The organism is Streptomyces sp. NBC_00104 (assembly GCF_045160825.1).
In the GTDB taxonomy this organism is placed as follows: Bacteria; Actinomycetota; Actinomycetes; order Streptomycetales; family Streptomycetaceae; genus Streptomyces.
In genome coordinates this window covers 9,584,598-9,609,514 of sequence record NZ_CP108215.1, presented here as the reverse complement: position 1 = coordinate 9,609,514, position 24,917 = coordinate 9,584,598, and the positions used below count along the sequence as shown (strand labels likewise).

The window sequence follows — 24,917 nt, the reverse complement described above, 5'->3', positions numbered from 1 at the left end:
CGGCCGGGCCCGAGGCCTCTTCTCCCACGGTGACGACCGCTACGCTCCCCGCCATGAGACTGCGGAACACCCGTCCCATGGACATCGGTTCGACACATGTCATCGTCACCGGCGGGTCGAGCGGCATCGGTCTGGCCACCGCCCGGCTGCTGGCTGCACGCGGAGCGAAACTCTCGCTCGTCGCGCGGGGCGCGGAGCGCCTGGAGGAGGCGGCGAAGGACGTGTCAGCCGCCGCACGACGAGCGTCGGTCGCCGCACGGACCGCCGACGTGGCCGATCAGCGGGCCCTCACCAGGGCCATCGCCGAGCTGGAGGACGAACAGGCGCAGCCCTGCGACATCCTGGTCACCTCGGCGGGGCTCGCCCGCCCGGGGCACTTCCTCGACCTGCCCGACGACGTCTTCCGGCAGATGATCGAGGTCGACTACTTCGGCACCCTCCACGCCCTGCGCGCCGTCGCCCCCGGCATGGTGGAGCGCGGGTACGGCAGCGTGGTCGCGGTGTCGTCCGCCGCCGGGCTGCTCGGCATCTTCGGCTACAGCGCGTACGGCCCGGCCAAGTTCGCCGTACGCGGCCTGATGGAGTCGGTGCGGGCCGAGCTGACCCCGCGTGGCGTGCATGTCGGCGTGGTGTTCCCGCCGGACGTGGACACCCCGCAGCTCGCCGAGGAGAACCTGTGGAAACCGGAGGAGACCCGTGTGGTCGGCGGCACCATCAAGCCCCTCACGGCGGAGAAGGTCGCGGCGGCGATCGTGAAGGGCATCGATCAGCGGCGCTTCACGATCTGCCCGGACACGGGCACCCGCGCGCTGGCCCGCTTCGGCAGCGTTCTCATGCCGCTGCTCAACCGTGAGTTCGACCGCCGGGTCAGGGCGGTCCAGCGGTCGACGCCGCGGACCTGACCGCGACGGCCCGCCGACCGGGCCCACCACTGCCTCCGCTGCCTCCGCTGCCTCCGCTGCCGAAAGCGGACGAGGACGGAACGGATCGGCCGGGCCCGGTGGTTCAGGCCGCCGCCGCGACCCGGAAGCCGATGTTCCCGGCGGCGCTGTCGGGGGTGTTGGAGGAGCGGGCGGCCACGCGGTAGCGGTTGCAGTAGGAGGCGTGGCACAGGTGGGAGCCGCCGCGCATCACCCGGGCCGGGCCGTCGGACGGCCCCGTCGGGTCGGTGCGCGGCCCGGTGACGTGGAAGTCCGGGCTGAACCGGTCGGCACACCACTCCCACACGTTGCCGACGGTGTTGTACAGGCCGAAGCCGTTGGGCTCGAAGGCGTCGGCCGGGGCCGTCGCACGGTAGCCGTCGGCGGCGGTGTTGTCGGTGGGGAAGGTGCCGCGCCAGATGTTGCAGGCGTGACGGCCGTCGGGCGCGAGTTCGTCACCCCAGGGATAACGCCGCTGCTCCAGGCCGCCGCGGGCCGCGTACTCCCATTCCGCCTCGGTGGGCAGCCGGGTGCCCGACCAGGCGCAGTAGGCCCGCGCGTCGTTCCAGGAGACGTGCACCACCGGGTGGTCGAGGATCGCGTCGACGGAGGAACCGGGGCCCGCCGGCTCTCGCCAGGTGGCGCCCCGGACGCCGCGCCACCACGGAGTGCCCGGGACGCGCGGGGAGACGGCGAGCAGCCCGGCGGGGAGGAAGCCCTCGAATACGAAGGAGAAGTCGAAGTGTTCGGACTCGGTCATGTATCCGGTCGCGTCCACGAAGGCCGCGAACTGTTCGTTGGTGACGGTCGTCGCGGCGATACGGAACGGCCTCAGCTCGACCTCACGGACCGGGCCCTCACCGTCCGCCGGGTACCCCACCTCGTCCTCGGTGCCCATCAGGAACACCCCGCCGGGCAGTGCCGTCAACCGTTCGCCGTCCCGCGTCGGCACCGCCGGAGTCACGTCCGACGGAACATCGACCGGACCACCGGGCGCCCCGGCCACCGGCTCGCGGCCTGGAGCGCAGCAAGACCTGTCGTGTGACATCGCACTGTCCTCAGGAAGGAAGGGGGATGGGGGTGGGCGGGATGAGACTGCGGTGGGACCGAGGTGGGTTGGGGGTGGGGTGGGTCGGGGTGGCTGAAGAGTAGCCCGCGACTCGCCCCGAACGCCTCGCCGAGGTATTCCACGACTCAGCACCATGTGACATAGTACTGAGGTGACCGAGCGACTGACCTGCGACGTCGTGGTTGTCGGAGCGGGAATGGTGGGCGCGGCCTGCGCCCTGTACGCGGCCCGGGCGGGTCTGGGCGTCGTCGTGGTGGACCGTGGCCCGGTGGCCGGCGGCACGACCGGTGCCGGCGAGGGCAACCTCCTGGTCTCCGACAAGGAGCCCGGCCCCGAGCTCGAACTCGCCCTGCTGTCCCACCGTTTGTGGGCGGAGCTGGCCGCCGAGCCGGGTCTGGCGGCGGCGATCGAGTACGAGCCGAAGGGCGGCGTCGTCGTCGCCTCCGCGCCGGAAGGACTCGCGGCGCTGGAGCGGTTCGCGGCCGGGCAACGCACCGCCGGCGTCAAGGCGATTGCCGTCACCGCGCACCAACTCCCCGACCTGGAACCGCACTTGGCGCCCGGCCTCGCGGGCGGCATCCACTACCCCCAGGACGCCCAGGTGATGCCCACCCTGGCCGCCGCCCATCTCGTACGGGCCTCCGGCGCCCGGCTGCTCACCGGCCGGACCGTGACCGAGGTGCTGCGCACACCGGACGGTGCCGTCCGCGGCGTACGGACCGACCGGGGCGACCTCCACGCTCCGGCGGTGGTGAACGCCGGGGGCACCTGGGGCGGTGAACTGGCCGCGCTCGCCGGAGTCACCCTTCCCGTCCTCCCCCGGCGCGGCTTCGTCCTCGTCACCGAGCCGCTGCCGCCGATGGTGCGGCACAAGGTGTACGCCGCCGACTACGTGGCCGACGTGGCCAGCGACTCGGCGGCGCTCCAGACCTCCCCGGTCGTCGAGGGCACGGCCGCCGGGCCGGTACTGATCGGCGCGAGCCGCGAACGGGTCGGCTTCGACCGGTCGTTCTCGCTGCCCGTCGTACGGGCGCTGGCGGCGGGCGCGACCCGGCTGTTCCCGTTCCTGGAGCGGGTGCGCGCCCTGCGGACCTACGTCGGCTTCCGGCCGTACATGCCCGACCATCTGCCCGCGATCGGACCCGATCCCCGGGTCCCGGGCCTGTTCCACGCCTGCGGCCACGAGGGCGCCGGGATCGGGCTCGCCACCGGCACCGGGCAGCTGATCGCCCAGGCGCTCGGGGGCGGGACACCCGATCTGGACCTCACACCGTTCCGTCCGGACCGGTTCGAAGCGTACGAGGGGGACGCGGCATGAACCCGCTGGAGTGGGCGCGGGCCGTACCGGGCCCCGCCTTCACCGTCACCCTCGACGGCCGGGAGATGGAGGCGCTGCCCGGCCAGACGGTCGCGGCCGCCCTCTGGGCCGCCGGGGTGACGTCCTGGCGCACCACCCGGGGCGAGGGCCGGCCACGCGGGATCTTCTGCGGCATCGGCGTGTGCTTCGACTGCCTGGTCACCGTCAACGACCGCCCCAATCAACGGGCTTGTCTGGTTCCGGTCCGACCGGGCGACACGATCCGCACCCAGGAGGGGACGGGCCATGAGCACTGAACACACGCCACCCCTCCCCCACCTCGCGGTCGTCGGCGCGGGCCCGGCCGGGCTCGCCGCGGCGCTGGCGGCGGCCGGTCAGGGCGTCCGGGTCACGGTGGTCGACGCCGCCCAGGCACCCGGCGGCCAGTTCTACCGGCAGCCCGCGGCCGGGCTCGGCGCGCGGCGCCCGCAGGCCCTGCACCACGGGTGGCGCACCTGGCGGCGGCTGCGCGACGGCCTCGAACGGCAGGTCGCCGCCGGGCGCGTGACCCACCTCGCGGACCACCACGTGTGGTGCGTGGAGCGGCACCCCGAGGGCCCTGGGCGCTTCACCGTGCACGCCCTGCTGGGCCCCGGTCAGGAGCAGCCCGCCGAGGTCCACGCGGACGCCGTCCTGCTCGCGACCGGCGGCTACGAGAAGGTGCTGCCCTTCCCCGGCTGGACCCTGCCGGGCGTGGTCACCGCCGGGGGCGCGCAGGCCATGCTGAAGGGCGGGCTCGTGGTGTCCGGCCGTACGGCGGTCGTCGCCGGGACCGGTCCGCTGCTGCTGCCGGTCGCGACCGGGCTCGCGGCGGCGGGCGTCACGGTGGCCGCGCTGGTCGAGTCCGCGGACCCGAGGGCCCTGGTGCGGCGGACCGGAGCGCTGGCGGGCCGGGCGGACAAGCTCGCCGAAGGGGCCGGATACGCGGTGGGGTTGCTGCGCCGCCGGGTGCGGACCCTCGTCCGCCATACCGTCGTCGAGGCGCGGGGCGGCGACCGGTTGGCGGCCGTGACCGTCGCCGCGCTCGACACCGAGGGGCGCGTGCGGCCCGGCACCGAGCGGCGCATCCCCTGCGACACGCTCGCCGTCGGCCACGGCATGCTGCCGCACACCGACCTCGCCGAGACGCTCGGCTGCCGTGTCGAGTCCGCCAGGTCACGGGTGTGGGCCGACGGCGAACAGCGCACCGATGTGCCGGGGGTCTGGGCGGCGGGCGAGACCACGGGGATCGGCGGCGCGGCCCTCTCCCTCGCCGAGGGGCACATCGCCGGGCGGTCGGCCGCCGCCCGGCTCCGGGGCCGGGTTCCGGACCCGGCCGAGTGGGCGGCAGCCGCCAAGTCCCGTGGAAGACTGCGGGAGTTCTTCGATGTGCTCGACGACGTGTACGTTCCGCCGGCGCACTGGACCGAGCAGGTCACCGACGACACGGTCGTCTGCCGGTGCGAGGAGGTCACCGCCGGGGCCGTCCGTGAGGCCGTCGGGGAGCTGGGCGCCGGGGACGTGCGGACGGTGAAGCTGCTCACCCGTGCCGGGATGGGCTGGTGCCAGGGCCGGATGTGCGGGCCGGCGGTCGCGGGGCTCGCCGGGTGCGACGAGGCCGTGGCCCGGCGGCCGTTCGCCCGACCGGTGCCGCTGGGCGTGCTGGCCCGGGCGGGAGAGACCGCGAGCCCTGAAGGCTCGCCACCGGGGTGACACCCCTCCTGCCAGAAGCCGACCTGACGCCCTGCGACCACCAGTAATATGTCACACCCCACTGAGAGGGAACCCACCATGACCGTCACCGAGAACCGTCCCTGGCGCGGCGTCCTCGTCGCCACCGCACTCCCCTTCCGCGACGACCTCTCCGTCGACCACGACACCTACGCCGAGCACTGCGCCTGGCTGGTCGAGAACGGCTGTGACGGTGTCGTGCCGAACGGCTCGCTCGGCGAGTACCAGGTACTGACGCCCGAGGAGCGCGCCAAGGTCGTCGAGACGGCCGTCGCCGCGATCGGCGGCGCGCGTGTGATGCCGGGGGTCGCCGCGTACGGGTCCGCCGAGTCCCGGCGCTGGGCCGAGCAGGCGCGGGACGCGGGCTGCGCCTCGGTGATGCTGCTGCCGCCGAACGCGTACCGCGCCGACGAGCGGTCGGTGCTCGCGCACTACGCGGAGGTCGCGAAGGCGGGCGTCCCGATCGTGGCGTACAACAACCCGATCGACACCAAGGTCGACCTCGTCCCCGAACTGCTCGCCAAGCTGCACGGCGAGGGCTGCATCCGGGCCGTGAAGGAGTTCTCGGGCGATGTCCGCCGGGCCTACCAGCTCGCTGAACTCGCGCCGGAACTGGACCTGTTGATCGGCGCGGACGACGTCCTGCTGGAGCTGGCGACGGCGGGCGCCAAGGGCTGGGTGGCCGGCTATCCGAACGCGCTGCCCGCCGCGACGGTCGAGCTGTACCACGCGGCGGTGGACGGCGACCTCGCGACGGCCAAGGGGCTGTACCGGCAGTTGCACCCGCTGCTGCGCTGGGACTCGAAGGTCGAGTTCGTCCAGGCCATCAAGCTGTCCATGGACCTCGTGGGCCGGCACGGCGGACCCTGCCGTCCGCCCCGGGTGGAGCTGCTGCCGGAGCAGGAGGCCGTGATCCGCGCGGCCACCGAGAAGGCCGTCGCGGCGGGCCTCGCGTAACCACCTCAGAAAGGGAGGACCGGTCATGCGCAGCAAACTCGTCCTGCACGCCGTCGACTCGCACACCGAGGGCATGCCCACCCGGGTGATCACCGGCGGGATCGGCACGATCCCCGGCGCCACCATGAACGAACGCCGGCTGTGGTTCCGTGAACACCGCGACGACGTCAAGCAGTTGCTGATGAACGAGCCGCGCGGCCACGCGGCGATGAGCGGCGCGATCCTGCAGCCGCCGACCCGCCCCGACTGCGACTACGGCGTCGTCTACATCGAGGTCTCGGGCTATCTGCCCATGTGCGGCCACGGCACGATCGGCGTCGCGACCGTGCTCGTGGAGACCGGCATGGTCGAGGTCGTCGAGCCCGTGACCACCATCCGTCTGGACACCCCGGCGGGTCCCGTCGTGGCCGAGGTGGAGGTGGAGGACGGCGCGGCGAAGGCGGTCACCCTGCAGAACGTGCCGTCGTTCTCCGCCGGCCTCGACCGTAAGATCACACTGGCCGACGGGCGGACGGTGACATATGACCTGGCATACGGCGGCAACTTCTACGCCATCCTGCCGCTGGAGCGGTTCGGGCTGCCCTTCGACCGCGACCGCAAGGACGACATCCTGCGGGCGGGCCTCGCCCTCATGGAGGCCGTCAACGCCGAGGAGGAGCCCGTTCACCCGGAGGACCCGTCGATCCACGGCCTCCACCACGTGCACCTGTACGCGCCCGGCGCGACCGCCCGGCACTCGCGGCACGCGATGGCCATCCATCCCGGCTGGTTCGACCGCTCGCCCTGCGGCACGGGCACCAGCGCGCGCATGGCGCAGCTGCACGCGCGGGGCGAACTGCCGCTGCACACCGAGTTCGTGAACGAGTCCTTCATCGGCACCCGGTTCACGGGACGACTACTCGGCGAGACCGAGGTGGCCGGTGTCCCGGCCGTACTGCCCAGCTTCACCGGCCGTGCCTGGATCACCGGCACGGCCCAGTATCTGCTCGACCCGTCCGACCCGTTCCCGTCCGGATTCGTCCTCTAGGATCCCGGGACTTCAGGACCTCAGGACTCCAGGAGAGACCGCATGCCCCCCATGGCCTCGCAGCGCACCGGCAGCCCGTCCGCCCGTGCCGCTTCCGCCGCCGCTCCCCCGGCCCCCGCCCTGCCGGTGCTCGGCGGCAAGAAGGGCAGCTACCGCGAGCGGGTCGCGGACGCGTTGCGGGCCGCGCTGATCGCCGGAGAGCTGCGGCCGGGCGAGGTGTACTCCGCGCCCGCGCTCGCCGCCCGCTTCGGTGTCTCGGCGACGCCGGTGCGCGAGGCCATGCTGGATCTGGCCAAGGAGGGCCTGGTCGACACCGTGCCCAACAAGGGGTTCCGGGTCACCGCCGTCACGGAGAAGCAGCTCGACGAGTACACCCATGTCCGGTCGCTCGTCGAGATCCCGACCACCGTCGGCCTGGCCCGGACCGCCGATCCGGTCTCCCTGGAGGCGCTGCGGCCCGCCGCCCGGGAGATCGTCGCCGCCGCGGCCGCCGGGGACCTCATCGCGTACGTCGAGGCCGACACCCGTTTCCACCTCGGTCTGCTCACCCTCGCGGGCAACGCGCACCTCGTCGAGGTGGTCGGCGACCTGCGCAAACGCTCCCGTCTCTACGGCCTGACCGCGCTCGCCGAGTCGGGCCGGCTGCTGTCCTCGGCGCAGGAGCACCTGGAACTCCTGGACGCCCTCCTCGCCCGCGACGAGGCCGCCGTACACGCGGTGATGACCCGCCACCTCGGTCATGTGCGCGGAATGTGGGCCGCGCACGACTGATCGTCGACGCGGCTCGAGCGAGCGGGACGACTGATCGTCGACGCGGCGCATGCGAGCGGAGCGACGGGGGCATCTCTGACAGGTGTGATCGGAGCGACGCGCGCTCCGCCTGACGTTGAAAGTATGATCGGCCAATGTCTGACATGACCGAAACCACGCCCGGCTGGCTGCCGTCCGACGAGCTCGAGTCGGCGCGCGCCCGGATGCCGATCCTGTACGTCGAGGCGGTGCCCGTGCGCGTCGACGACAGCGGCGAAGTCACCAGCATCGGGCTGCTGCTGCGCATCGGCCCGGACGGGACGGTCAGCCGCAATCTGGTCTCCGGCCGCGTGATGCATCACGAGCGGGTGCGGGACGCGCTCCTGCGCCACCTGGAGAAGGACCTCGGGCCGGTGGCGCTGCCCCGCGTCCCGTCCGCCCTGCAGCCCTTCACCGTCGCCGAGTACTTCCCGACGCAGGGCATCACCCCGTTCCACGACCCGCGTCAGCACGCGGTGTCCCTCGCCTACATCGTCCCCGTGGCCGGCGACTGCCGCCCCCGGCAGGACGCGCTCGACCTGGTGTGGTTCAGCCCCCAGGAAGCGGCGTCGGCCTCCGTGCAGAACGAGATGCCGGGCGGCCAGGGAGTCCTGCTGAAGCAGGCCCTGGCGCACGTGGGCTGTCTGTCCTAGTGTTCTGAGTCGGGAATTCTGTTCAGATGTATAGGCTTGCTCCATGGCACGGACGGGGCGGCCGAAGGCCGAGTTGACACTGTCGGACGAAGAACGGGCCGCACTCGAGGAGTGGGTGCGGCGACGTTCCACGCCGCAGGCATGGGCGTTGCGGTGTCGGATCATCCTGGCCTGCGCCGAGGGCGCCTCGAACAAGGACGTGGCTGCTCAGCTCGGTTCCACACCCCATGCGGTGGGCCGCTGGCGGGCCCGGTTCGTGCAGTACCGGATCGCCGGTCTGGGTGACATGCCGCGTCCGGGCGGCCCAAGGACCGTGACGGACGAGCAGGTTGCCGCGGTAGTCACCAAGACGCTGGAATCCACTCCGAAGAACGCAACGCACTGGTCGACGCGGTCGATGGCGAAGGAGACGGGCCTCTCGCAGTCGTCGGTTTCACGGATCTGGCGGGCCTTCGGCCTGCAGCCGCACCGGTCGGAGACCTTCAAACTGTCGACCGATCCGTACTTCGTCGACAAGGTCCACGATGTCGTCGGCCTTTACCTGGACCCGCCCGAGCGGGCCCTGGTGTTCTGCGTCGACGAGAAGTCGCAGATCCAGGCCCTGGACCGATCCCAGCCCGTGCTGCCAATGATGCCCGGGGTTCCCGAGCGGGTGACCCACGACCACGTCCGCGCCGGCACCACCACCCTGTTCGCCGCCCTCGAGGTCGCCACCGGCAAAGTGATCGGCTCCCTGCACCGCAGACATCGGGCTGAGGAGTTCAAGAAGTTCCTCACCAAGCTCGACAAAGAGGTGCCCGCCGACCTGGATGTCCACCTCATCTGCGACAACTACGCCACCCACAAGACCCCCGCCATCAAGAAGTGGCTGCCGGCCCACCCCCGCTTCCACCTGCACTTCACACCGACCGGCTCGTCCTGGCTGAACCTCGTCGAGCGATGGTTCGCCGAACTGACCAACAAGCAGATACGGCGCGGCGTTCACAGGTCCGTCCAAGCCCTGGAGAAGGACATCCGCAACTGGATCGCCGCCTGGAACACCGACCCGAAGCCCTACGTCTGGACGAAGACCGCAGACGAGATCCTCGAACGCCTCGCCAGTTATCTGAACAGAATTCCCGACTCAGAACACTAGCCGGGAGCGGGTCCGGCCGGCCGGGGCTCAGGGCCTGCGGGCGAGATACCTGTCGTGCGGGTTCCCGCTCAGCCTCGCCGCGGCGGGGGCCGCGAGTCCGGCCGCCGTGTCGCGGGCGACGGCGGCGCGGCCCGCTTCGCCGAGGGCGTCGGCGAGCCGGGCCCGGCCGAGCCAGTTGTAGGGGCTGTGCGGGCTCAGGCCGGCGCGTTCGCCGAGCAGGAGCCTGGCCAGGTCGGCCCGGCGCGCGCGGAGGGCCGCCTCCAGCAGGGTCCGCTGGATCGCGTCCCGCTGGGCGTGGCTGCCGCCGAAGGTGTGCAGTCGGCGGCGGACCGGCCACAGCAGCTCCACCACCGCCGCGTAGTCCTCGCGGACGTACGCCACCAGCGCCTCGCACACGGGCAGGCCGACCTCGCCGGTCATCACACGGTTGGTGCAGGTGCGCCCGTCGTCCCGCGCCGCCCGCAGCCAGCGCCGCCGGTCGGCGACGAACTCGTCCGCCGTATCCAGCCGCCCCGCTCCGGCGAAGGCCATGACGGCGTGCACGTCGTTGAAGGCGTAGAACGGCGGGTCCTCGCGCGCGGCCCACGCGTCGGCGAGGGTCTGCCAGCGGGATTCCTGGTCCAGGTCGCCCAGGAGGAACCGCCACAACAGTGAGGCGGCGTCGAGGAGTTCCATGACGAACCCGGTCGAGTCCTTGTGGTGCAGTACGGCGTCGTAGATCCGCAGGGCCGTCGCGGTGTCACCCGCCTCCAGCGCGTACAGGGCGTAGTGCCACCAGCTGTGCACCGTCAGCAGACTTCCGCTCGCCCAGTCGTCGAGACGTGCGCCGAGGAAGTCGAGCCCCTCGGCGAAGCGCCCCTGCATCTCGTGCACGTGGACGACGGCGTGGATGGCCCAGATGTCACGGGAGTTCCGCTCGACGGCGGCCCGGCCCACCTCCTGGGCCCGGTCGTAGTGTCCCGACTCCTCCAGGCCGAACGCGTACATGCCCAGCAGCGGCCCGCGGTGGGGGTCGTCCGTGTCCCACGCGGGCAGGGCTCCGCCGATCCGGTCCCGCAGCCGTGTCGCGTCGCCGGTGAAGAAGTCGAGCTGATGCCCCACCGCCAGGGCGAGCGGATCACGCGGGCACTCCACGACCAGCTCTTCCAGGATCTGACCGGCGCGCCCCAGATCACCGCCGAGCCAGGCCTCCGCCGCCGCCATGTGCATACGCTCCCGCCGGGGCAGCGCGGCACGGTCCAGCCCTGCGCCGAAGTCCGCGAACCGGAGGCCCGCCTCGTCGGCGTCCCTCGACTCTGTCCCGAGCACCCCCAGATAGGCCGCGAACGCCTGGGCCAGCGGCGCCGCCGGGCTCGCGGCCACGGCGTCCTGGACGGCGGTCGGGAAGTCGGGCCGGAAGAACAACAGCCCCTCCACGGCCCGGTCCAGGTACTCCGCCCCTTCGGCGGTGCACTCGTACAGGCGGTTGCCGTACCGGTCGGTCACCATGGCAGCTCATCTCCGGCGCGTGTCGGGTGTCGTCGGCCCGCGGTCGTCGACCCGTGACGGCACGGATCACCCCGCGCCCCCCATCAAAGCGACCGGCACTCCGCCCAGTCCACCGAGCACCCCCGACGCACCCCGAATCACCACCGTGCGCCGCGAGGAGCCGATCCTCCCGGCGCACGCGTGCCGACCGCGGTCGGCCACTCGGAATCCGGGACGCCGACGTGATCGGCGTGCTCGGCGTGCTCGGCATACTCGGCGCACAGGCACCCGACGCCCCGCTCGATCCACTCCTCGCCGGCCCACTCCGGATGACGCGCGATCATCAGGGACCTGACCTCCTCGACGATCGTCGCCTCGCCCATGGCCGAGTCACGGCGCCGCCAGGTCTCGTCGCGCAGCAGTTCCAGACAGGCGCGGACGTCGTCCAGCAGCCGTGCGCCGCCGACCTCGCCGTGGCCGGGCACGACCACCCGGGGCTGCTCCGCCGACAGCCTCCTCATCACCTCGATCCAGCGGATGCCGGAGACGTCGGTGTCGTGCGGCGGGAACCACGGGAAGATCGCGAACTGCCCCGCCTCGACGAGATCGCCGGTGAACATCACCCCGGCGTCGGGAACGCTCACCACCTGGTCGCCCTTGCTGTGCGCCCGGCCGGTGGCCCGCACTCGCACCACCCGTCCGCCCAGGTCGAGGTCGAAGGCGTCGTCGTAGACCGTGTCCGGGACAGCCGGCTCGACCCCCTCCAGTCGCCGCGCGACCGGTTCGCCCAGACCACGGAACATGTGCAGGTAGCCGGTGCCCTTGGTGGCCAGGTCCTCCGCCTGGGCCCCGTTGACGAGATAGGTCGCCTCGTCGGCGAAGACCTGGGCACCGAAGGCGTGTTCGGGATGGAAGTGCGTGGTGGTCAGATAGAGCTTGCGGCCCTCGGCGTACTCGGCGGCGAACGCGAGTACGGTCTCGGCGTTGCCCGGCCCCAGACCTGTCTCGACCACGAGCACGGAGTGCGTGCCGCCGATGATCCCGATGTTGGGCACCAGCTGCACCCCACGGTTCGGGATCACCACCAGGTCGCGGGCGAGTTCCCGTACTCCGGCGGTCTGCACGACGGGATCGGACATCGTGCGTCCGGACATCACGCGTTCGGACATCGCGCGTTCGGACATCGCGCGTTCGGACATCGCGCGTTCGGACATCGCGCGTTCGGACATCATGATTTCGGGAATCGTGCGTTCTGACATCGTGCGTTCGGGCATGTCGACGGCTCCTCGAACTGGGCGGTCCCGCGTGGGGGTTCGGATCGTTCCCAGTCCAGTGCGAGCACCCCCGGACCGTCCAACACCCATCCCGTACGCCCGATACCGCGCGGGTATCGTCGCCGGTCATGGACTTACGATCGCTGCGCTACTTCGTGGCCGTCGCCGAGGAACGGCACTTCGGCCGGGCCGCCGCCCGGCTGCACATGACCCAGCCGCCGCTGAGCCGGGCCGTCAAACAGCTGGAGACCGATCTCGGCGCCGTCCTGCTGCACCGCTCCTCCGCCGGGGTCACGCTCACCACGGCGGGCCGGGCGCTCTACGACGAGGCACGGGCGCTGCTGCGGCAGGCCGAGCAGGCCCGCGCCCGGGTCGCGGCCGCCGCCCGCACCGCGACGCTCGTCCTCGGCACCCTCGCCGAACAGGCCGGTACGCGGCTGGTCGCCACGTTCCGCGAGCGCCATCCCGATGTCCACGTCCGCATCCGGGAAGCCGATCTGACGGACCCGACGACCGGTCTGCGGGCCGGCCTCGTCGATGTGGCGCTCACCCGGGCCCCGTTCGACGACACCGGGATCAGTACCCGCGTACTGCGCTCCGACCCGGTCGGTGTGGTCCTGCGCGCCGACGACCCCCTCGCCGGACGCGCGTCCCTCCGCCCGCGCGACCTCGCCGACCGTCGATGGTTCCGCCTGCCCGAAGGAACCGACCCGGCCTGGCGCGCCTACTGGACCGCTCCGGCGCCCGCCGCCGACGTGCGGGACGGCCCGGTGGTACGCACCGTCCACGAGTGTGTCCAGGCCGTCCTGTGGAACGGGACGATCGGCCTGGCCCCCTTGGTCGATGCCCTCCCCCAGGGCCTCACCTGCGTCCCCCTGACCGACATGCCACCCAGCCGCCTGGTGGTCGCCTGGAACAGCGCCGACACCGATCCCCTGGTCCGCTCGTTCGTCCGGATCGCCACGGCGGGCTACCCGACAAAGGCCGGGGCCGCCTGGCCGGGGCCAGGCGACAGCTTCTGATCAAGGGCCGGTTCCGGGCCCGCTTCCGGGCCCGCGATATGGAATCGCGGCATCCCCTTCCTCCGCCTTCACCCGCTCCCGCCTGCGTCTTTTCGGCAGGGTCGAACGAGCGTGACAGCCGTCGCGGACCGCCGGAACATCAAGTCAGACCGGAACGACTCCGCCTGAGCGGACTGCCGTATCGCGGTGCTCGGCGCCGCCGTGGCCATGCTGCTGGCCGGGGGAATCGGCGGTGTCCAGACCGCGAGTGCCGCACCCACCATCGACGGTGTCTGCGGCAGATACTGGGGCACGAGCCGGCCCCCGCCGGAGGTCAATCAGGGTGACGTCGACACGACGAGCCCCTCCGCCGTCATGCTCGCCCAGTGTTATCTGAACCTCTCCATGTCGGGCGACAACCTGACGGTCGACGGCAGGTTCGGACCGGACACGAACCGGGCGACCGTGCGCTTCCAGCAGTGCGCCCGCATCGACGACGACGGGTACAAAGGCCCGGACACCTGGCCGCGGCTCCGCTCCTGGGCGAACAGCTCGGGCTACATCTGCAACCTCGACCTGCCCTGATCGCCGGCCCACCACCGCCGACGCGCGTCCCTCGCGGTCCCGCCCGCGACGGACGCGCGTCACTGTCGTCCGTCGAGCACCACCGCTCTCGTCCGTCGAGCACCACCGCTCCAGAAGGGCTGACATGAATTTCGGACACACGGCTCCCGCCGGCTCCTCCGCTCCCGCCGGCTCCGCGGACACAGGCCGTCGTGACGGGGTACTGTCCCGGCGCACGCTGCTGGGGGCTCTCGGCGCCGTCGCCGTGACCGGTGCCGTCGCCCGTCCGGCCGCGGCCGCCGGCTCCCGGTCCGCCGCCGACTACGTCCTGCTGTCGCGGCAGGCCTGGGGCGCGGACGAGAGCCTGCGCTTCGGCCCGGACGGCACCGAGACCTGGTCGCCCGAATACCACCCCGTGCAGACCCTGTCGGTGCACCACACCGGCAGCGCGAACGGCGAGGCCAACCCCGCGTCCCGGGTCCGTACGATCTACCGCGACCAGACGGTCGCCCACGGCTGGGGCGACATCGGGTACCACTACCTGATCGACGCGGGCGGACTGGTCTACGAGGGACGCTGGTCCGGCACCGACGGGGATCCCGCGCACAACGCGGCAGGACGGCTGGTCACCGGCGCGCACATCGGCACGTACAACACCGGCAACGTCGGGATCGCCCTGCTGGGGACGTTCACCGCCGGCCCGCCCACGGCCGCCGCGCGCGGTGCACTCGTCCAGCTGCTCGCGGAGCTCGCCGTACGGCACTCCATCGACCCCCTGCGGGAGAAGGTGGTCTACGTCAACCCGGTCAACGGCGCCATCTGGGACGGGCCCGCCGTCTCCGGCCACCTCGACTGGGCGGCCACCGACTGCCCCGGCGGCGTGCTGTACGCGCAGTTGCCGGCGATCCGCGCCGACGTCGCCGACCTGATCGCGTGACGCCGTACCGCACCTGAGTTCTCCCGACCTGCACATGGCCGGTCTTCGCGTTGTCCGGACCGGGGCCGTCCGGCATCGTCGGACCCGTGACGCGGCTGCCGTACGAGGCGGCTGCTTCCGGGGGGTTGGAACTGCTCACCAAGGAGTGCCCACACGGCCGAATGAGCTCGATCGTGTGATCGTCCGCTTGCGGGCTTGCGGTGCCCTGGGCTGATCGGGCTGACGTGATCGTGCGACCTGGGACACCGGGTACGGCGTCAGCGTGCGGGGCCCCTGCTCCACCAGAGGATGGTTCAGGGCCTCCCCGTCGCCTCTGGCCGTACCCAATTGGCCAGGTCGTAAGGGAACCGGCCTCCGGGGCCCGGACCACGCACAGGATGCGTGTCGCCGCCCCCGGGTCGAGTACGCCGGGGACCAGCTCGCCCAAGACCGTTCGGGGCGCGCGGCTGAACGGGCTCACACCCGCTCAGTCCACAGGAACGGTACCGGGGGAACAGATGTTGCGCGTCCACGCGCGGGTCCGGCACGAGATCGGCAGACTGGCCGAGACCACCGACACCCCGGCGGCCGTCCACGGCCTGGTGGACAGGGCTGCCCGCGAAGAGCTGGTACGGGTTCTCAGAGCGTACGACGACGCGGTCATCGCCCCCTACCGTGACCGCATGCAGGCGTGCGTCGACGCCGAACGGGCCCGGCTGGCCCGAGCCTTCCTCAGCGGCGGGACCGACAGCATGCTCCGCGGCCTGCCGCCCCCGATGCGCCGGCGCCCTCCCGTCCTGGAGGTCGACTACTGCGAGGCGCGCGAGCTCCATCTCGACGGTCGCGGTCTGCTGTTCATCCCGTCGTACTTCTGCTGGCGCACCCCGGTCTCCTTCGCGGACCCCGGGCTGCCGCCGGTCCTCGTCTATCCCGTGAGCAGGCCGGATGCCCAGACCTCGCCCGGCCGGTCCGACGCGTCCCTGACCGCGCTGCTCGGGCGTACCCGTGCCGCCGTACTGAGCATCGTCGCCCACGGGGTCACCAACTCGGAACTCGCCCGCGCCATCAGCGTCTCCCCCGCCACCGCGACCCATCACACGACCGTCCTGCGCGACGCGGGCCTCATCGAGAGCCGGCGCCCCAACACCGTCCTGCACACTCTCACCCCGACCGGCGCGGCCCTGCTGCGCCCCGACCGGCGCGGACGGTCCCCGGTCGCCTGACGCACCGTCGTCAGGCCGCGCTCACCGGATGGGTGAGGTTCGCTCCGGTCGTCGGGTCGAACACGTGGGCCTTGGCCATGTCGACCCGCAGATCCACGGGTTCGCCCTCGCGGGCACGTGTGGCGGCGTCCAGCCGGGCCACGATGTGGTGGGTGTCGGCGCCGGTGTCGCGCAGGCCCGAGTCCTTGGCGAGCTCCTCCAGTTCGGTGGTCGTCGCGGGCCCGCCCTCCGCGGTGAAGTAGATGTACACGTCGGAGCCCAGCGACTCCAGTACCTCCACGGTGGCGGTGAAGACCGGGCCCGTCCGGTCCCGGTCGTGTGCCAGGGCCGCGTCCTCGAATGCCTCCGGCCGCAGTCCGACGATGACCTCGCGGGGCGCGTTCTGTCGTTCCAGCGCCTGCCTCGTACGGTCGTCGAGGGTCAGGTCGCCCAGGGAGGAGCGCAGGGCGCCGTCCTCCAGAGTGGCGTTCACGAAGTTCATCGCCGGGGAGCCGATGAAGCCCGCGACGAAGATGTTGCGCGGCAGGTCGTACAACTCGGCGGGGGTGCCGATCTGCTGGACCAGGCCCTGCCTCATCACCACGACCCGGTCGCCGAGCGTCATCGCCTCGGTCTGGTCGTGGGTGACGTACACGGTGGTCGTGCCGAGGCGCCGCTGCAGCCGGGAGATCTGGGTGCGCATCTGCACCCGGAGTTTCGCGTCCAGGTTGGACAGCGGCTCGTCCATCAGGAACGCCTTGGGATCCCGGACGATCGCCCGCCCCATGGCCACCCGCTGGCGCTGACCGCCCGAGAGGTTGGCGGGCTTGCGGTCCAGGTGCTCGGTGAGGTCGAGGATCCGGGCGGCCTCCGTCACCTTGGCGTCGATGGTGGCCTTGTCCACCTTGGCCAGGCGCAGGGGGAAGCCCATGTTCTCCCGGACGTTCATGTGCGGGTACAGGGCATAGCTCTGGAACACCATGGCGACGTCGCGCTCCTTGGGGGCGAGGTCGTTGACGACCCGGTCCCCGATGCGCAGGGTGCCCTCGGTGATGTCCTCGAGCCCGGCGATCATGTTCAGGGTGGTGGACTTGCCGCATCCCGACGGACCGACCAGGATCACGAACTCGCCGTCGGCGATCTCGAGGTCCACGTCCTTCACGGCGAGGGCCCCGTCGGGAAAGCGCTTGGTGACTCCCTCGAGGATGATCTCGGCCATGGATGGTGCCTCCTTGCCTTCCCCGTTCAGCCCTTGACTGCCCCGGAGGTCAGTCCGGCGACGATGCGCCGCTGGAAGAACAGGACGAAAACGATGATCGGGATGGTGATGACCACAGCGGCGGCGGCGATCGACCCGGTGGGCTGCTGGAACTGGGAGCTCCCGGTGAAGAACGCGATCGCGGCGGGCACGGTGCGCGCGGACTCGGTGGACGTCAGCGAGATCGCGAACAGGAAGTCGTTCCAGCAGAAGATGAACACGAGAATGGCCGTGGTGAACACGCCCGGCGCGGCCAGCGGCACGATGACCATCCGGAAGGCCTGCGCGGGCGTCGCCCCGTCGACCTTGGCGGCCTTCTCCAGATCCCAGGGGATCTCCCGGAAGAAGGCCGACAGCGTGTAGATCGCGAGCGGCAGGGAGAAGGTCATGTACGGGATGATCAGCCCGACCCAGGTGTCGAAGATCCCGATGATCCGCTCGATGTTGAACAGCGGTGAGACCAGGGAGATCGGGGGGAACATGGCGATCAGCAGCGACATGCCGATGAGGACCCGCTTGCCGGGGAAACGCAGCCGGGCCACCGCGTAGGCGGCCATGGTGCCCAGTGCCACCGCGATCACCGTGGCGATCAGGGCGATACCGATCGAGTTGACCAGCGCGCGGGTGAACTCGGCGGTCTCGAAGATGCCCTGGTAGTTCTCCCAGGTCCAGTCCGTGGGGATGTAGTTGCCGTCCGTCAGGGTGGCGGGGTCCTTGAACGACAGCGCGGCGATCCACCACACCGGGAACAGGGCGTACAGCACCACGACCACATTCATGACACCCCAGCGGGCGGCATGCGTCCTTCCCACGGCGGCCATCAGCGCTTCACCTCCGCGCCGGGTGCAGCGGCGCCGAACAGTTTGACGAAGGTGAAGGCGATGATCCCGACGCAGATGAAGATCAGGACCGAGATCGCCGACCCGATGCCGAGGTTCAGCGCGGTGAACAGGTTGTCGTACCCGAGGATCGACAGAGAGCCGGTCCCCTGGGCGCCCGCGGTCAGGATGTAGATGTTGTCGAAGATCCGGAACGCGTCCAGGGTGCGGAAGAGCAGTGCCACCAGGATGGCCGGTTTCATCAGCGGCAGCATGATCTTGACGAAGCGCTGCCAGGCGGTGGCACCGTCCACCATGGCCGCTTTCAGGGTCTCCTCGGGGACCAGCGCGAGGCCCGCGAGCAGCAGCAGCGCCATGAACGGTGTCGTCTTCCACACCTCGGCGAGGATGATCAGCCAGAGGGCGGGCCACTGTTCGGTCAACGGGGCCTCTCCGCTGGGCAACAACTCGGCCAGGTATCCGAGGTCCGGGGTCCAGGCGTACTGCCAGGAGAAGGCGGCGACCACGGTGACGATCCCATAGGGAACGAGGACCGAGGTACGGACGACGCCGCGCCAGAAGATCGTGCGGTGCATCACCAGGGCGAGCCCCATGCCGAGGACGAGTTCGATCGTCACGGACACGGCGGTGATGAACAGCGTCACCCAGAAGGCGTCCCACCAGAACGGGGAGGACAGCACCGCCCCGTAGTTGCTCAGGCCCACGAACTCGGCCCGTCCGGGAAAGCGCAGGTCGTACCGCTGGAGGGACAGGTAGACGGCGTACCCGATGGGGTAGGCGGTCACGGCGATCATGACGACGACGGCGGGTGCGCAGAGCAGCCAGCCGAGCCGCCGCTCCTGCCTGCCGCCCGCCGAGAGTGCCGCCCGGTCCGGCCCCGCCTGCTCCGTCTGCGCGTCGGAGGGCGGCGGGGTTCCGGCCGGTCGCGCCCGCGTGCTCATCTCGGGCCGTCCGTGGACGCGGCCCGCGCGCCGCGGCGCCGACCGACCAAGTGGTGCGGGAGGAGGTGGTTCACGGGATCACACCCTCGGATCGCAGGGCATCGTCGATCTGCTCCCTGATGGTGTTGACGGAGCTCTCCGGTTCGATCCCGGACGGCGGAGACAGCGTGTGGGAGACCGCGATCGACACGTTCTGGTAGACCGGAGTGATCGGGCGCACGCTCGCCGACTCCAGGCCGGCCAGCACGTCCTGGGAGAAGGGGTACTCCTTCATGAACGCGGGCTCGTCGTACAGGGCGCGCAGGGTGGGCGGCAGACCGCCCTCGATCGCGGCGCTGAGCTGGTTCTCCCGGTTGCGCAGGCACAGTGCCGCCTCGAAGGCCAGGTCGGGGTGGCGCGAGTAGGCGCTCACCGCGAGATCGATGCCGCCGATGGTGGGCCGTGCCGGGCGGTTCGGGTCGACCCGGGGGTACGGCGCCCAGCGGAAGTTCTTGAACAGCTCCGGGTTGTTCGCCTTCATCGACGGATAGACGAACGGGTAGTTGAGTTCGAACGCCGCCGTCCCCGACTCCATGGCGAGGCGGTTCTGGTCCTCCATCTGGTTGGGCAGGGAGGGGTCCGCGGCCGGCGACTTCGCCAGATCACGCATGACCCCGGCGGCCCGTACGGCCGGAGGACCGAGGGAGGGTTCGGTCGCGCTCGCGTTGAGGATGGAGCCGCCCGCGCTGTTGATCAGCGTGTTGAACCAGACGGTCAGGCCCTCGTACTGGGCGCCCTGGATCTCCACGAAGTGCGGTTTGCCCTGCTGGGCGAGGGCGCCTGCCATGTCCAGCATCTCGGCCCAGGTCCTGGGTGGGGTGGGCACCAAATCCTTGCGGTACCAGAGGAGTTGGGTGTTGGTGTTGTACGGGACGGCGTACAGCCTGCCCTTCCAGGTCGAGGTCTGCAGCGGTACGCGCAGGGTGCCCTCGACGGCCTGGCGCTTCGCGGCCCCGGTCCATTCCCGGATCCAGCGTGCCTCGGCGAACTCCGCCGCCCAGGTGACGTCCAGGCCCAGGATGTCGAGCGAGTCGTCCTCGGCGGCGAGTCTGCGGACGAGCTGCTGGCGCTGGCCGTCCGCGGCACGCGGGAGCTTGTTGTAGCTGATCCTGTAGCGGCCACCCGACGCCTGGCTGCACCGGTCGGCCGCCTTCTGGAGCGCACCCGAGTCGTCCGGGAAGTTGTACCAGTTGAGGGTGGGTCTACCGGAGCCCTCGTCACTGCCACAGGCGGCGAGCACCGACGCCAGCAACGGCAGTACGGCGAACGCCCGCAGCCATCGCGTCCCTCTGGGACGTCCTCTCCGACCCGAAACCGGTCGGCAGCCGCACCTCGCGTGCACGCGCTCCACACCTCGCTTCCGGACGGTGGCACGGGACTCGGACCTGGCAGCGTTTCTCCCTGGCGAACACTAAAGACCACATAAGGCAACATCAAGCACATAACGCACCGAATCACCCATCGACTGCCGGGGCCGACTCGCCGACTCGCCGACTCCAGGATCCTGCGGGCGCGGAGGGAGGGCAGGCTGACTTCGGCTCTGTCGGGTGGTTGCGGCACGCCTCTCGCGGACCCCGCGCGTGCGCCAGAACGACGAAGAGGTCATTTCCGGTGACCCGGAAATGACCTCCGACCTGCTCCTCAGCAAGTCGGGACGACAGGATTTGAACCTGCGACCCCTTGACCCCCAGTCAAGTGCGCTACCAAGCTGCGCCACGTCCCGTTGCCCGTCTGACCTGGGGTTTCCCCTGGCTGAACGTGCACCGAAACAATACCGCACTCGGGCCGGTGGTCGCGCACACGTTTATCGGGGAGCAGAGGGCGGCGGCTGGACCGTGCACGTGCCGGCATCCCGGCGGGTGGGTCCTCCCGGTGCGCGGCCAGCGGTTCCGCACCGCGCGCGAGGGGCGCCGCAGCGTGGGCGGCCGAGCTTCGTCAGTCGGCGGCCGGGAGCCCCAACTCCGGGTGGGCGGCGAGGAGTCCGGGCGAGGCGGCCTGGCGCCAGGAATCGGCCAGGATGTCGCGCAGCTCGGGCTCGTCCTCCAGGGCGGAGAGCCGCACCCTCACCCACGCGAACCCCGCCTCATGGTCGGCGATCCAGAACTTGCCCGGCTCGGCGAGGACCAACTCGTCGCGCTCCTCCTTCGGGCAGCGCACGGCGATGGACGTCTCGTCCTCCGGCAGGGTCGCGAACATCTTTCCCGCCACCCGGAAGGTGGGCATGTTCCAGGCGACCTTCTCCGTGGTGTCGGGCAGGGAGAGGGCGACACGTCGTACGTCTTCGGCATCCGGCATGAGAGGCACCGTAACGTCCACCACTGACACTCAGCGGGCGGGCGTCAGGGGCCCCACCTGCTTGTAGTGGATCGATGTCGGGCGCAGCGTCCCGTGCGGGTCCGCCGCGTAGTCCGGGATGGTCCCGATCCGGGTCCAGCCGGCCTTGCCGTAGAGGCGCTCGGCGGGGCTGTCTGTCTCGGTGTCCAGGTGGAGCAGGGTGATGCCCGCGTCGACGGCGGCCCGCTCGGCGGTCGCGAGGAGGGTCCGGCCCAGGCCCTGTCCTCGGGCGTCCCGGTGGACCATCAGCTTGACGAGTTCGGCCCGGTGACGGCTGTTGGGCTTGTCCGGGAAGACAAGACCGACCGTGCCGAGCACCCGGTCGCCGTCGCGCGCCACCCACACGTCGAGCCCACCGGCCGGCACCGCGTCGACGCGCGCCTTCCACCAGGTGACGGCAGCCGCCCGTTCGAGCGGCGCGAGGAAGCCGATCGAGGCCCCGCCGTTCACGGTGTCGACCAGGAGGTCCGCCAACTCCTCGATCAGGGAGGGGAGTTGCGCGTCGACGAGCCGAAAGATCACGGTCCCGGTCCCGGTCCCGGTCCCGCTTCCGGCCCCAGTCCCGGTCTCGGCTCCGGCTCCGGCTCCGGACTCGGATGTGGTCACGGACTCGGGATCGGTCACGGATCCGCTCACGGCTTCACCACCACCAGCGCGTACCGCACGTCCCCGGGCCCGGGGCACCGGAACCGCGTCGCCCCCCACACCCGCATCCGCAGACAGTCCCCGCCCGCCAACCGGTGCTCCACATCCCGGTCGGTGACGTGGAGGGTGCCGTTCAGGACCCAGATGTGCTGTTCGAGGCCGGGGACGGACGGCCCGTCGTAGGCGATGTCCGCGCCCGCCGTGAGCCGGCCCTCGACGAGTTCACCGCTCAGGCCGGCCGCCGGCGGTGACACGGACCGCCGTACGAATCCGGCGGCCCTGTCCTCCCAGACGGCCTGCTCCCCCGCGCGCACCACGGAGACCGGCTCGGACTCGACCTCGCTGAGCAGCTGGGACATCGTCCGGCCGTACACCCGGCAGAGGCGGTTCAGCAGCGCGGCCGTGGGGCTGGTCTCCGCGCGCTCGGCCCGGGAGAGGGTCGAGCGGCTCACCCCGCTTCGGTCCGCCAACTCCCCTAGGGACCAACCGCGTTCGGCCCGCAGCTCGGCCAGGCGGGCTGCCAGACGGAGGTCGACGGGGTCCGGTGCCGCCACGTCTTCGACGCTTCCCATATTCGGGATGCTATCCCGGATATGGGGCACGGGTTTACGATGTGCGCCGTCTCACTCCGCCGCCTCCCCCAGCGCCTCCAGCACCGGCCGGATCAGCGGGTGGCCTTCCGCGCCACGGCGTACGGCGGCGAAGACGCGGCGCGTGGGGGCCACGCCGTCGACGGGGCGTACGACCACGCCGGTGAGGTCCGTGCCGCGCAGGGCCGAGCGGGGTACGAGGGCGACGCCCGCGTCGGCGGAGGCGAGGGCGACGACGGCACGGAAGTCGTCGGAGGAGTGTTCGAGGCGTGGCTGGAAGCCGGCGTTCTCGCAGGCCAGGACGACGACGTCATGGCAGGGATTGCCGGGGTAGGGGCCGATCCAGGGGTCCTTGGCCAGTTCGGCGAGCGGCACCTCGGCCGCGTCGGCGAGGCGGTGACTGACGGGCACGACCGCGTCGAAGGGCTCGGCGTACAGCGGGACGTGGGTGAGGCGGGGGTCGTCCGCGGCCGGGGCACCCCGGTACTCGACCGCGACGGCGATGTCGACCTGCCGGTCCAGGACCATCGGGAGGCTCGCGTCCCCCTCGGCGTCCTGGACGCGGAGGCGGATGCCGGGCGCGGAACCGGCGAGCCGGGCCAGCGCGGGCGCCACGACCTGGGCGATGCCGGTGGCGAAGGAGGCGACCGTGACGGTGCCCGCCTGGCCCGAGCTGTACGCGGCCAGTTCCGCCGCCGCCTGCTCCAGCTGGGCGAGGACCACGTTGGTGTGGCCGAGCAGGATCTCGCCGGCCGGGGTCAGCCGTACGCCCTTCGCGCCGCGCTCGACCAGGCGATGGCCCGTCTCCTGTTCCAGCGCGGTCAGCTGCTGGGAGACCGCGGACGGGGTGAGGTACAGCGCGGCGGCAGCCGCCGTCACCGTGCGGTGGTCGGCCACCGCACGAAGGATGTGGAGCCGCCGCGCTTCGATCATGTGACCGATTCTCTCAAATGCGCGCTTTCCCCTGCTGAGGTCCTGGCTCAGGCCTCCAGCTCGGCCCGCGCCGCCACGAACGCGTCCACCGCGCGGTTCACGTCCGCCGTCGAGTGCGCCGCGGAGAGCTGGACGCGGATGCGGGCCTGCCCCTGCGGGACGACCGGGTAGGAGAATCCGATCACATAGACACCGCGCTCCAGGAGCAGCTCGGCCAGGCGGCCGGCCTTCGCGGCGTCGCCGATCATGACGGGGGCGATGGGGTGGTCGCCGGGGAGGAGGTCGAAGCCCTCCTCGGTCATCCGGCGGCGGAACAGCGCGGTGTTCTCGGCGAGGCGGACGCGCAGGTCGTCGGCCGACTCCAGGAGGTCGAGCACCTTCAGGGAGGCCGCCGCGATCACCGGGGCGAGCGTGTTCGAGAAGAGGTACGGGCGGGAGCGCTGGCGCAGCAGGGCGACGATCTCGGCGCGGGCGGCGACGTAGCCGCCGGAGGCGCCGCCGAGGGCCTTGCCGAGGGTGCCGGTGATGATGTCGACGCGGTCCATCACGCCGTGCAGTTCGGGGGTGCCGCGGCCGCCGGGGCCGGTGAAGCCGACGGCGTGGGAGTCGTCGACCATCACCATGGCGTCGTGGCGGTCGGCGAGGTCGCAGATCTCGCCGAGCGGGGCCACATAGCCGTCCATGGAGAAGACACCGTCGGTGACGATCAGCTTCCGGCGGGCGCCGCCCTCCGTGGCTTCCTTCAACTGCCGTTCCAGGTCGGCCAGATCGCGGTTGGCGTAGCGGAAGCGGCGGGCCTTGGACAGCCGGATGCCGTCGATGATCGAGGCGTGGTTGAGGGCGTCGGAGATCACCGCGTCCTCGGGGCCGAGCAGCGTCTCGAACACACCGCCGTTGGCGTCGAAGCAGGAGGAGTACAGGATCGTGTCCTCCTGGCCGAGGAAGGCGGACAGCCGCGCCTCCAGCTCCTTGTGCACCTCCTGGGTGCCGCAGATGAAGCGGACGGAGGCCATGCCGTAGCCCCAGCGGTCGAGGGCCTCGTGGGCGGCGGTGACGACCTCGGGGTGGTCGGCGAGGCCGAGGTAGTTGTTCGCGCAGAAGTTGAGGACCTCGCCGGGACGGCCGCCGGCGGTGACGGCGACGGTCGCGGACTGCGGGCTGCCGATGACCCGCTCGGGCTTGTGCAGACCGGCGGCGCGGATCTCGTCGAGGGTGGTGCGGAGGTCGTCGCGCACGGAGTCGAACATCAGGAAGCTCCTAAAGTGCTTACGCGGAAGGGGGTTGCGCCGGTCGAGCG

General features: G+C 71.5%; 25 protein-coding genes and 1 tRNA gene. 13 read left to right on the top strand and 13 right to left on the bottom strand.

The genetic code is table 11. The features are described 5' to 3' along the window. Nucleotides 1–53 precede the first annotated feature (53 nt). Entirely contained in the window at nt 54–902 is an 849-nt protein-coding gene (locus tag OG272_RS42015; RefSeq protein WP_327726737.1) for an SDR family oxidoreductase, read from the top strand. A gap of 103 nt (nt 903–1,005) precedes the next feature. Here OG272_RS42015 and OG272_RS42010 read toward each other — a convergent pair whose 3' ends face one another. Beyond that, nucleotides 1,006–1,968: a formylglycine-generating enzyme family protein gene (locus OG272_RS42010; RefSeq protein WP_405895775.1), complete on the bottom strand. Its 963-nt coding sequence runs from the start codon at nt 1,966–1,968 to the stop codon at nt 1,006–1,008. 172 nt (nt 1,969–2,140) lie between these two features. On the opposite strand from OG272_RS42010, the gene OG272_RS42005 reads away from it, so the two are divergent. From OG272_RS42005 to OG272_RS41970, 8 genes are all read left to right on the top strand, one after another. After that, entirely contained in the window at nt 2,141–3,307 is a 1,167-nt protein-coding gene (locus OG272_RS42005) for an NAD(P)/FAD-dependent oxidoreductase (RefSeq protein WP_405895774.1), read from the top strand. Further along, on the top strand, nt 3,304–3,603 hold the full coding sequence (locus OG272_RS42000; protein ID WP_327726740.1) for a (2Fe-2S)-binding protein: 300 nt from the start codon (nt 3,304–3,306) through the stop codon (nt 3,601–3,603). Before OG272_RS42005 ends, OG272_RS42000 begins: the two co-directional genes overlap by 4 nt. Further along, a complete protein-coding gene (locus tag OG272_RS41995; protein ID WP_327726741.1) occupies nt 3,593–5,038 on the top strand; it encodes an NAD(P)/FAD-dependent oxidoreductase in 1,446 nt (481 codons plus the stop codon). Before OG272_RS42000 ends, OG272_RS41995 begins: the two co-directional genes overlap by 11 nt. A 78-nt stretch (nt 5,039–5,116) precedes the next feature. Next, nucleotides 5,117–6,013: a dihydrodipicolinate synthase family protein gene (locus OG272_RS41990; RefSeq protein ID WP_326574497.1), complete on the top strand. Its 897-nt coding sequence runs from the start codon at nt 5,117–5,119 to the stop codon at nt 6,011–6,013. Between the two features lie 25 nt (nt 6,014–6,038). After that, entirely contained in the window at nt 6,039–7,040 is a 1,002-nt protein-coding gene (locus OG272_RS41985) for a proline racemase family protein (protein WP_405895773.1), read from the top strand. A gap of 51 nt (nt 7,041–7,091) precedes the next feature. Then, the gene (locus OG272_RS41980; RefSeq protein WP_405896128.1) at nt 7,092–7,811 is read left to right on the top strand and encodes a GntR family transcriptional regulator; all 720 of its coding nucleotides are present in this window, start codon (nt 7,092–7,094) and stop codon (nt 7,809–7,811) included. Between the two features lie 143 nt (nt 7,812–7,954). After that, nucleotides 7,955–8,482: an NUDIX hydrolase family protein gene (locus OG272_RS41975; protein WP_405896127.1), complete on the top strand. Its 528-nt coding sequence runs from the start codon at nt 7,955–7,957 to the stop codon at nt 8,480–8,482. A gap of 43 nt (nt 8,483–8,525) precedes the next feature. Continuing rightward, entirely contained in the window at nt 8,526–9,617 is a 1,092-nt protein-coding gene (locus tag OG272_RS41970) for an IS630 family transposase (protein WP_327727918.1), read from the top strand. A gap of 27 nt (nt 9,618–9,644) precedes the next feature. Here the strand turns inward: OG272_RS41970 and OG272_RS41965 are convergent, their stop codons facing one another. Together OG272_RS41965 and OG272_RS41960 are read right to left on the bottom strand one after the other, a co-directional pair. Beyond that, nucleotides 9,645–11,105, bottom strand: coding sequence for a tetratricopeptide repeat protein (locus OG272_RS41965; RefSeq protein WP_327726744.1), 1,461 nt, complete (start codon nt 11,103–11,105; stop codon nt 9,645–9,647). Nucleotides 11,106–11,242: 137 nt separating this feature from the next. Further along, nucleotides 11,243–12,358 carry an MBL fold metallo-hydrolase gene (locus OG272_RS41960; RefSeq protein WP_405895772.1) on the bottom strand — a complete coding sequence of 372 codons (1,116 nt, stop codon included), beginning with the start codon at nt 12,356–12,358 and terminating at the stop codon, nt 11,243–11,245. 128 nt (nt 12,359–12,486) lie between these two features. Here OG272_RS41960 and OG272_RS41955 point away from each other — a divergent pair, with 128 nt between their 5' ends. From OG272_RS41955 to OG272_RS41940, 4 genes are all read left to right on the top strand, one after another. Further along, the gene (locus OG272_RS41955) at nt 12,487–13,380 is read left to right on the top strand and encodes a LysR family transcriptional regulator (RefSeq protein WP_326574501.1); all 894 of its coding nucleotides are present in this window, start codon (nt 12,487–12,489) and stop codon (nt 13,378–13,380) included. Between the two features lie 186 nt (nt 13,381–13,566). Next, nucleotides 13,567–13,944 carry a peptidoglycan-binding protein gene (locus OG272_RS41950; protein ID WP_405895771.1) on the top strand — a complete coding sequence of 126 codons (378 nt, stop codon included), beginning with the start codon at nt 13,567–13,569 and terminating at the stop codon, nt 13,942–13,944. A gap of 124 nt (nt 13,945–14,068) precedes the next feature. Next, nucleotides 14,069–14,860 carry a peptidoglycan recognition family protein gene (locus tag OG272_RS41945; RefSeq protein WP_327726747.1) on the top strand — a complete coding sequence of 264 codons (792 nt, stop codon included), beginning with the start codon at nt 14,069–14,071 and terminating at the stop codon, nt 14,858–14,860. A 497-nt stretch (nt 14,861–15,357) separates the two neighbouring features. Beyond that, nucleotides 15,358–16,062 (top strand): winged helix-turn-helix domain-containing protein, encoded by a 705-nt coding sequence (locus tag OG272_RS41940; RefSeq protein ID WP_327726748.1) that lies wholly within the window; start codon nt 15,358–15,360, stop codon nt 16,060–16,062. A 10-nt stretch (nt 16,063–16,072) separates the two neighbouring features. On the opposite strand, the gene OG272_RS41935 is transcribed toward OG272_RS41940, so the two are convergent. From OG272_RS41935 to OG272_RS41890, 10 genes are all read right to left on the bottom strand, one after another. Next, a complete protein-coding gene (locus OG272_RS41935) occupies nt 16,073–17,260 on the bottom strand; it encodes a sn-glycerol-3-phosphate ABC transporter ATP-binding protein UgpC (protein ID WP_326574503.1) in 1,188 nt (395 codons plus the stop codon). Nucleotides 17,261–17,286: 26 nt separating this feature from the next. Next, on the bottom strand, nt 17,287–18,120 hold the full coding sequence (locus tag OG272_RS41930; protein ID WP_326574504.1) for a carbohydrate ABC transporter permease: 834 nt from the start codon (nt 18,118–18,120) through the stop codon (nt 17,287–17,289). Continuing rightward, the gene (locus tag OG272_RS41925; protein ID WP_328224448.1) at nt 18,120–19,079 is read right to left on the bottom strand and encodes a sugar ABC transporter permease; all 960 of its coding nucleotides are present in this window, start codon (nt 19,077–19,079) and stop codon (nt 18,120–18,122) included. Before OG272_RS41925 ends, OG272_RS41930 begins: the two co-directional genes overlap by 1 nt. Before the next feature lie 70 nt (nt 19,080–19,149). Beyond that, complete coding sequence (locus OG272_RS41920) at nt 19,150–20,370, bottom strand: ABC transporter substrate-binding protein (RefSeq protein WP_326574506.1); 1,221 nt, start codon at nt 20,368–20,370, stop codon at nt 19,150–19,152. A 397-nt stretch (nt 20,371–20,767) separates the two neighbouring features. After that, nucleotides 20,768–20,841: transfer RNA gene (locus OG272_RS41915), tRNA-Pro, on the bottom strand. A gap of 212 nt (nt 20,842–21,053) precedes the next feature. Then, the gene (locus OG272_RS41910; RefSeq protein ID WP_327726750.1) at nt 21,054–21,413 is read right to left on the bottom strand and encodes an MmcQ/YjbR family DNA-binding protein; all 360 of its coding nucleotides are present in this window, start codon (nt 21,411–21,413) and stop codon (nt 21,054–21,056) included. A 30-nt stretch (nt 21,414–21,443) separates the two neighbouring features. Continuing rightward, nucleotides 21,444–21,974, bottom strand: coding sequence for a GNAT family N-acetyltransferase (locus OG272_RS41905; RefSeq protein ID WP_405895770.1), 531 nt, complete (start codon nt 21,972–21,974; stop codon nt 21,444–21,446). A 110-nt stretch (nt 21,975–22,084) separates the two neighbouring features. Then, the gene (locus OG272_RS41900) at nt 22,085–22,669 is read right to left on the bottom strand and encodes a helix-turn-helix domain-containing protein (protein ID WP_405895769.1); all 585 of its coding nucleotides are present in this window, start codon (nt 22,667–22,669) and stop codon (nt 22,085–22,087) included. A gap of 51 nt (nt 22,670–22,720) precedes the next feature. Continuing rightward, nucleotides 22,721–23,620 (bottom strand): LysR family transcriptional regulator, encoded by a 900-nt coding sequence (locus OG272_RS41895; protein WP_327726753.1) that lies wholly within the window; start codon nt 23,618–23,620, stop codon nt 22,721–22,723. A 47-nt stretch (nt 23,621–23,667) separates the two neighbouring features. Next, the gene (locus OG272_RS41890) at nt 23,668–24,867 is read right to left on the bottom strand and encodes a glycine C-acetyltransferase (RefSeq protein ID WP_327726754.1); all 1,200 of its coding nucleotides are present in this window, start codon (nt 24,865–24,867) and stop codon (nt 23,668–23,670) included. Nucleotides 24,868–24,917: the final 50 nt, after the last annotated feature.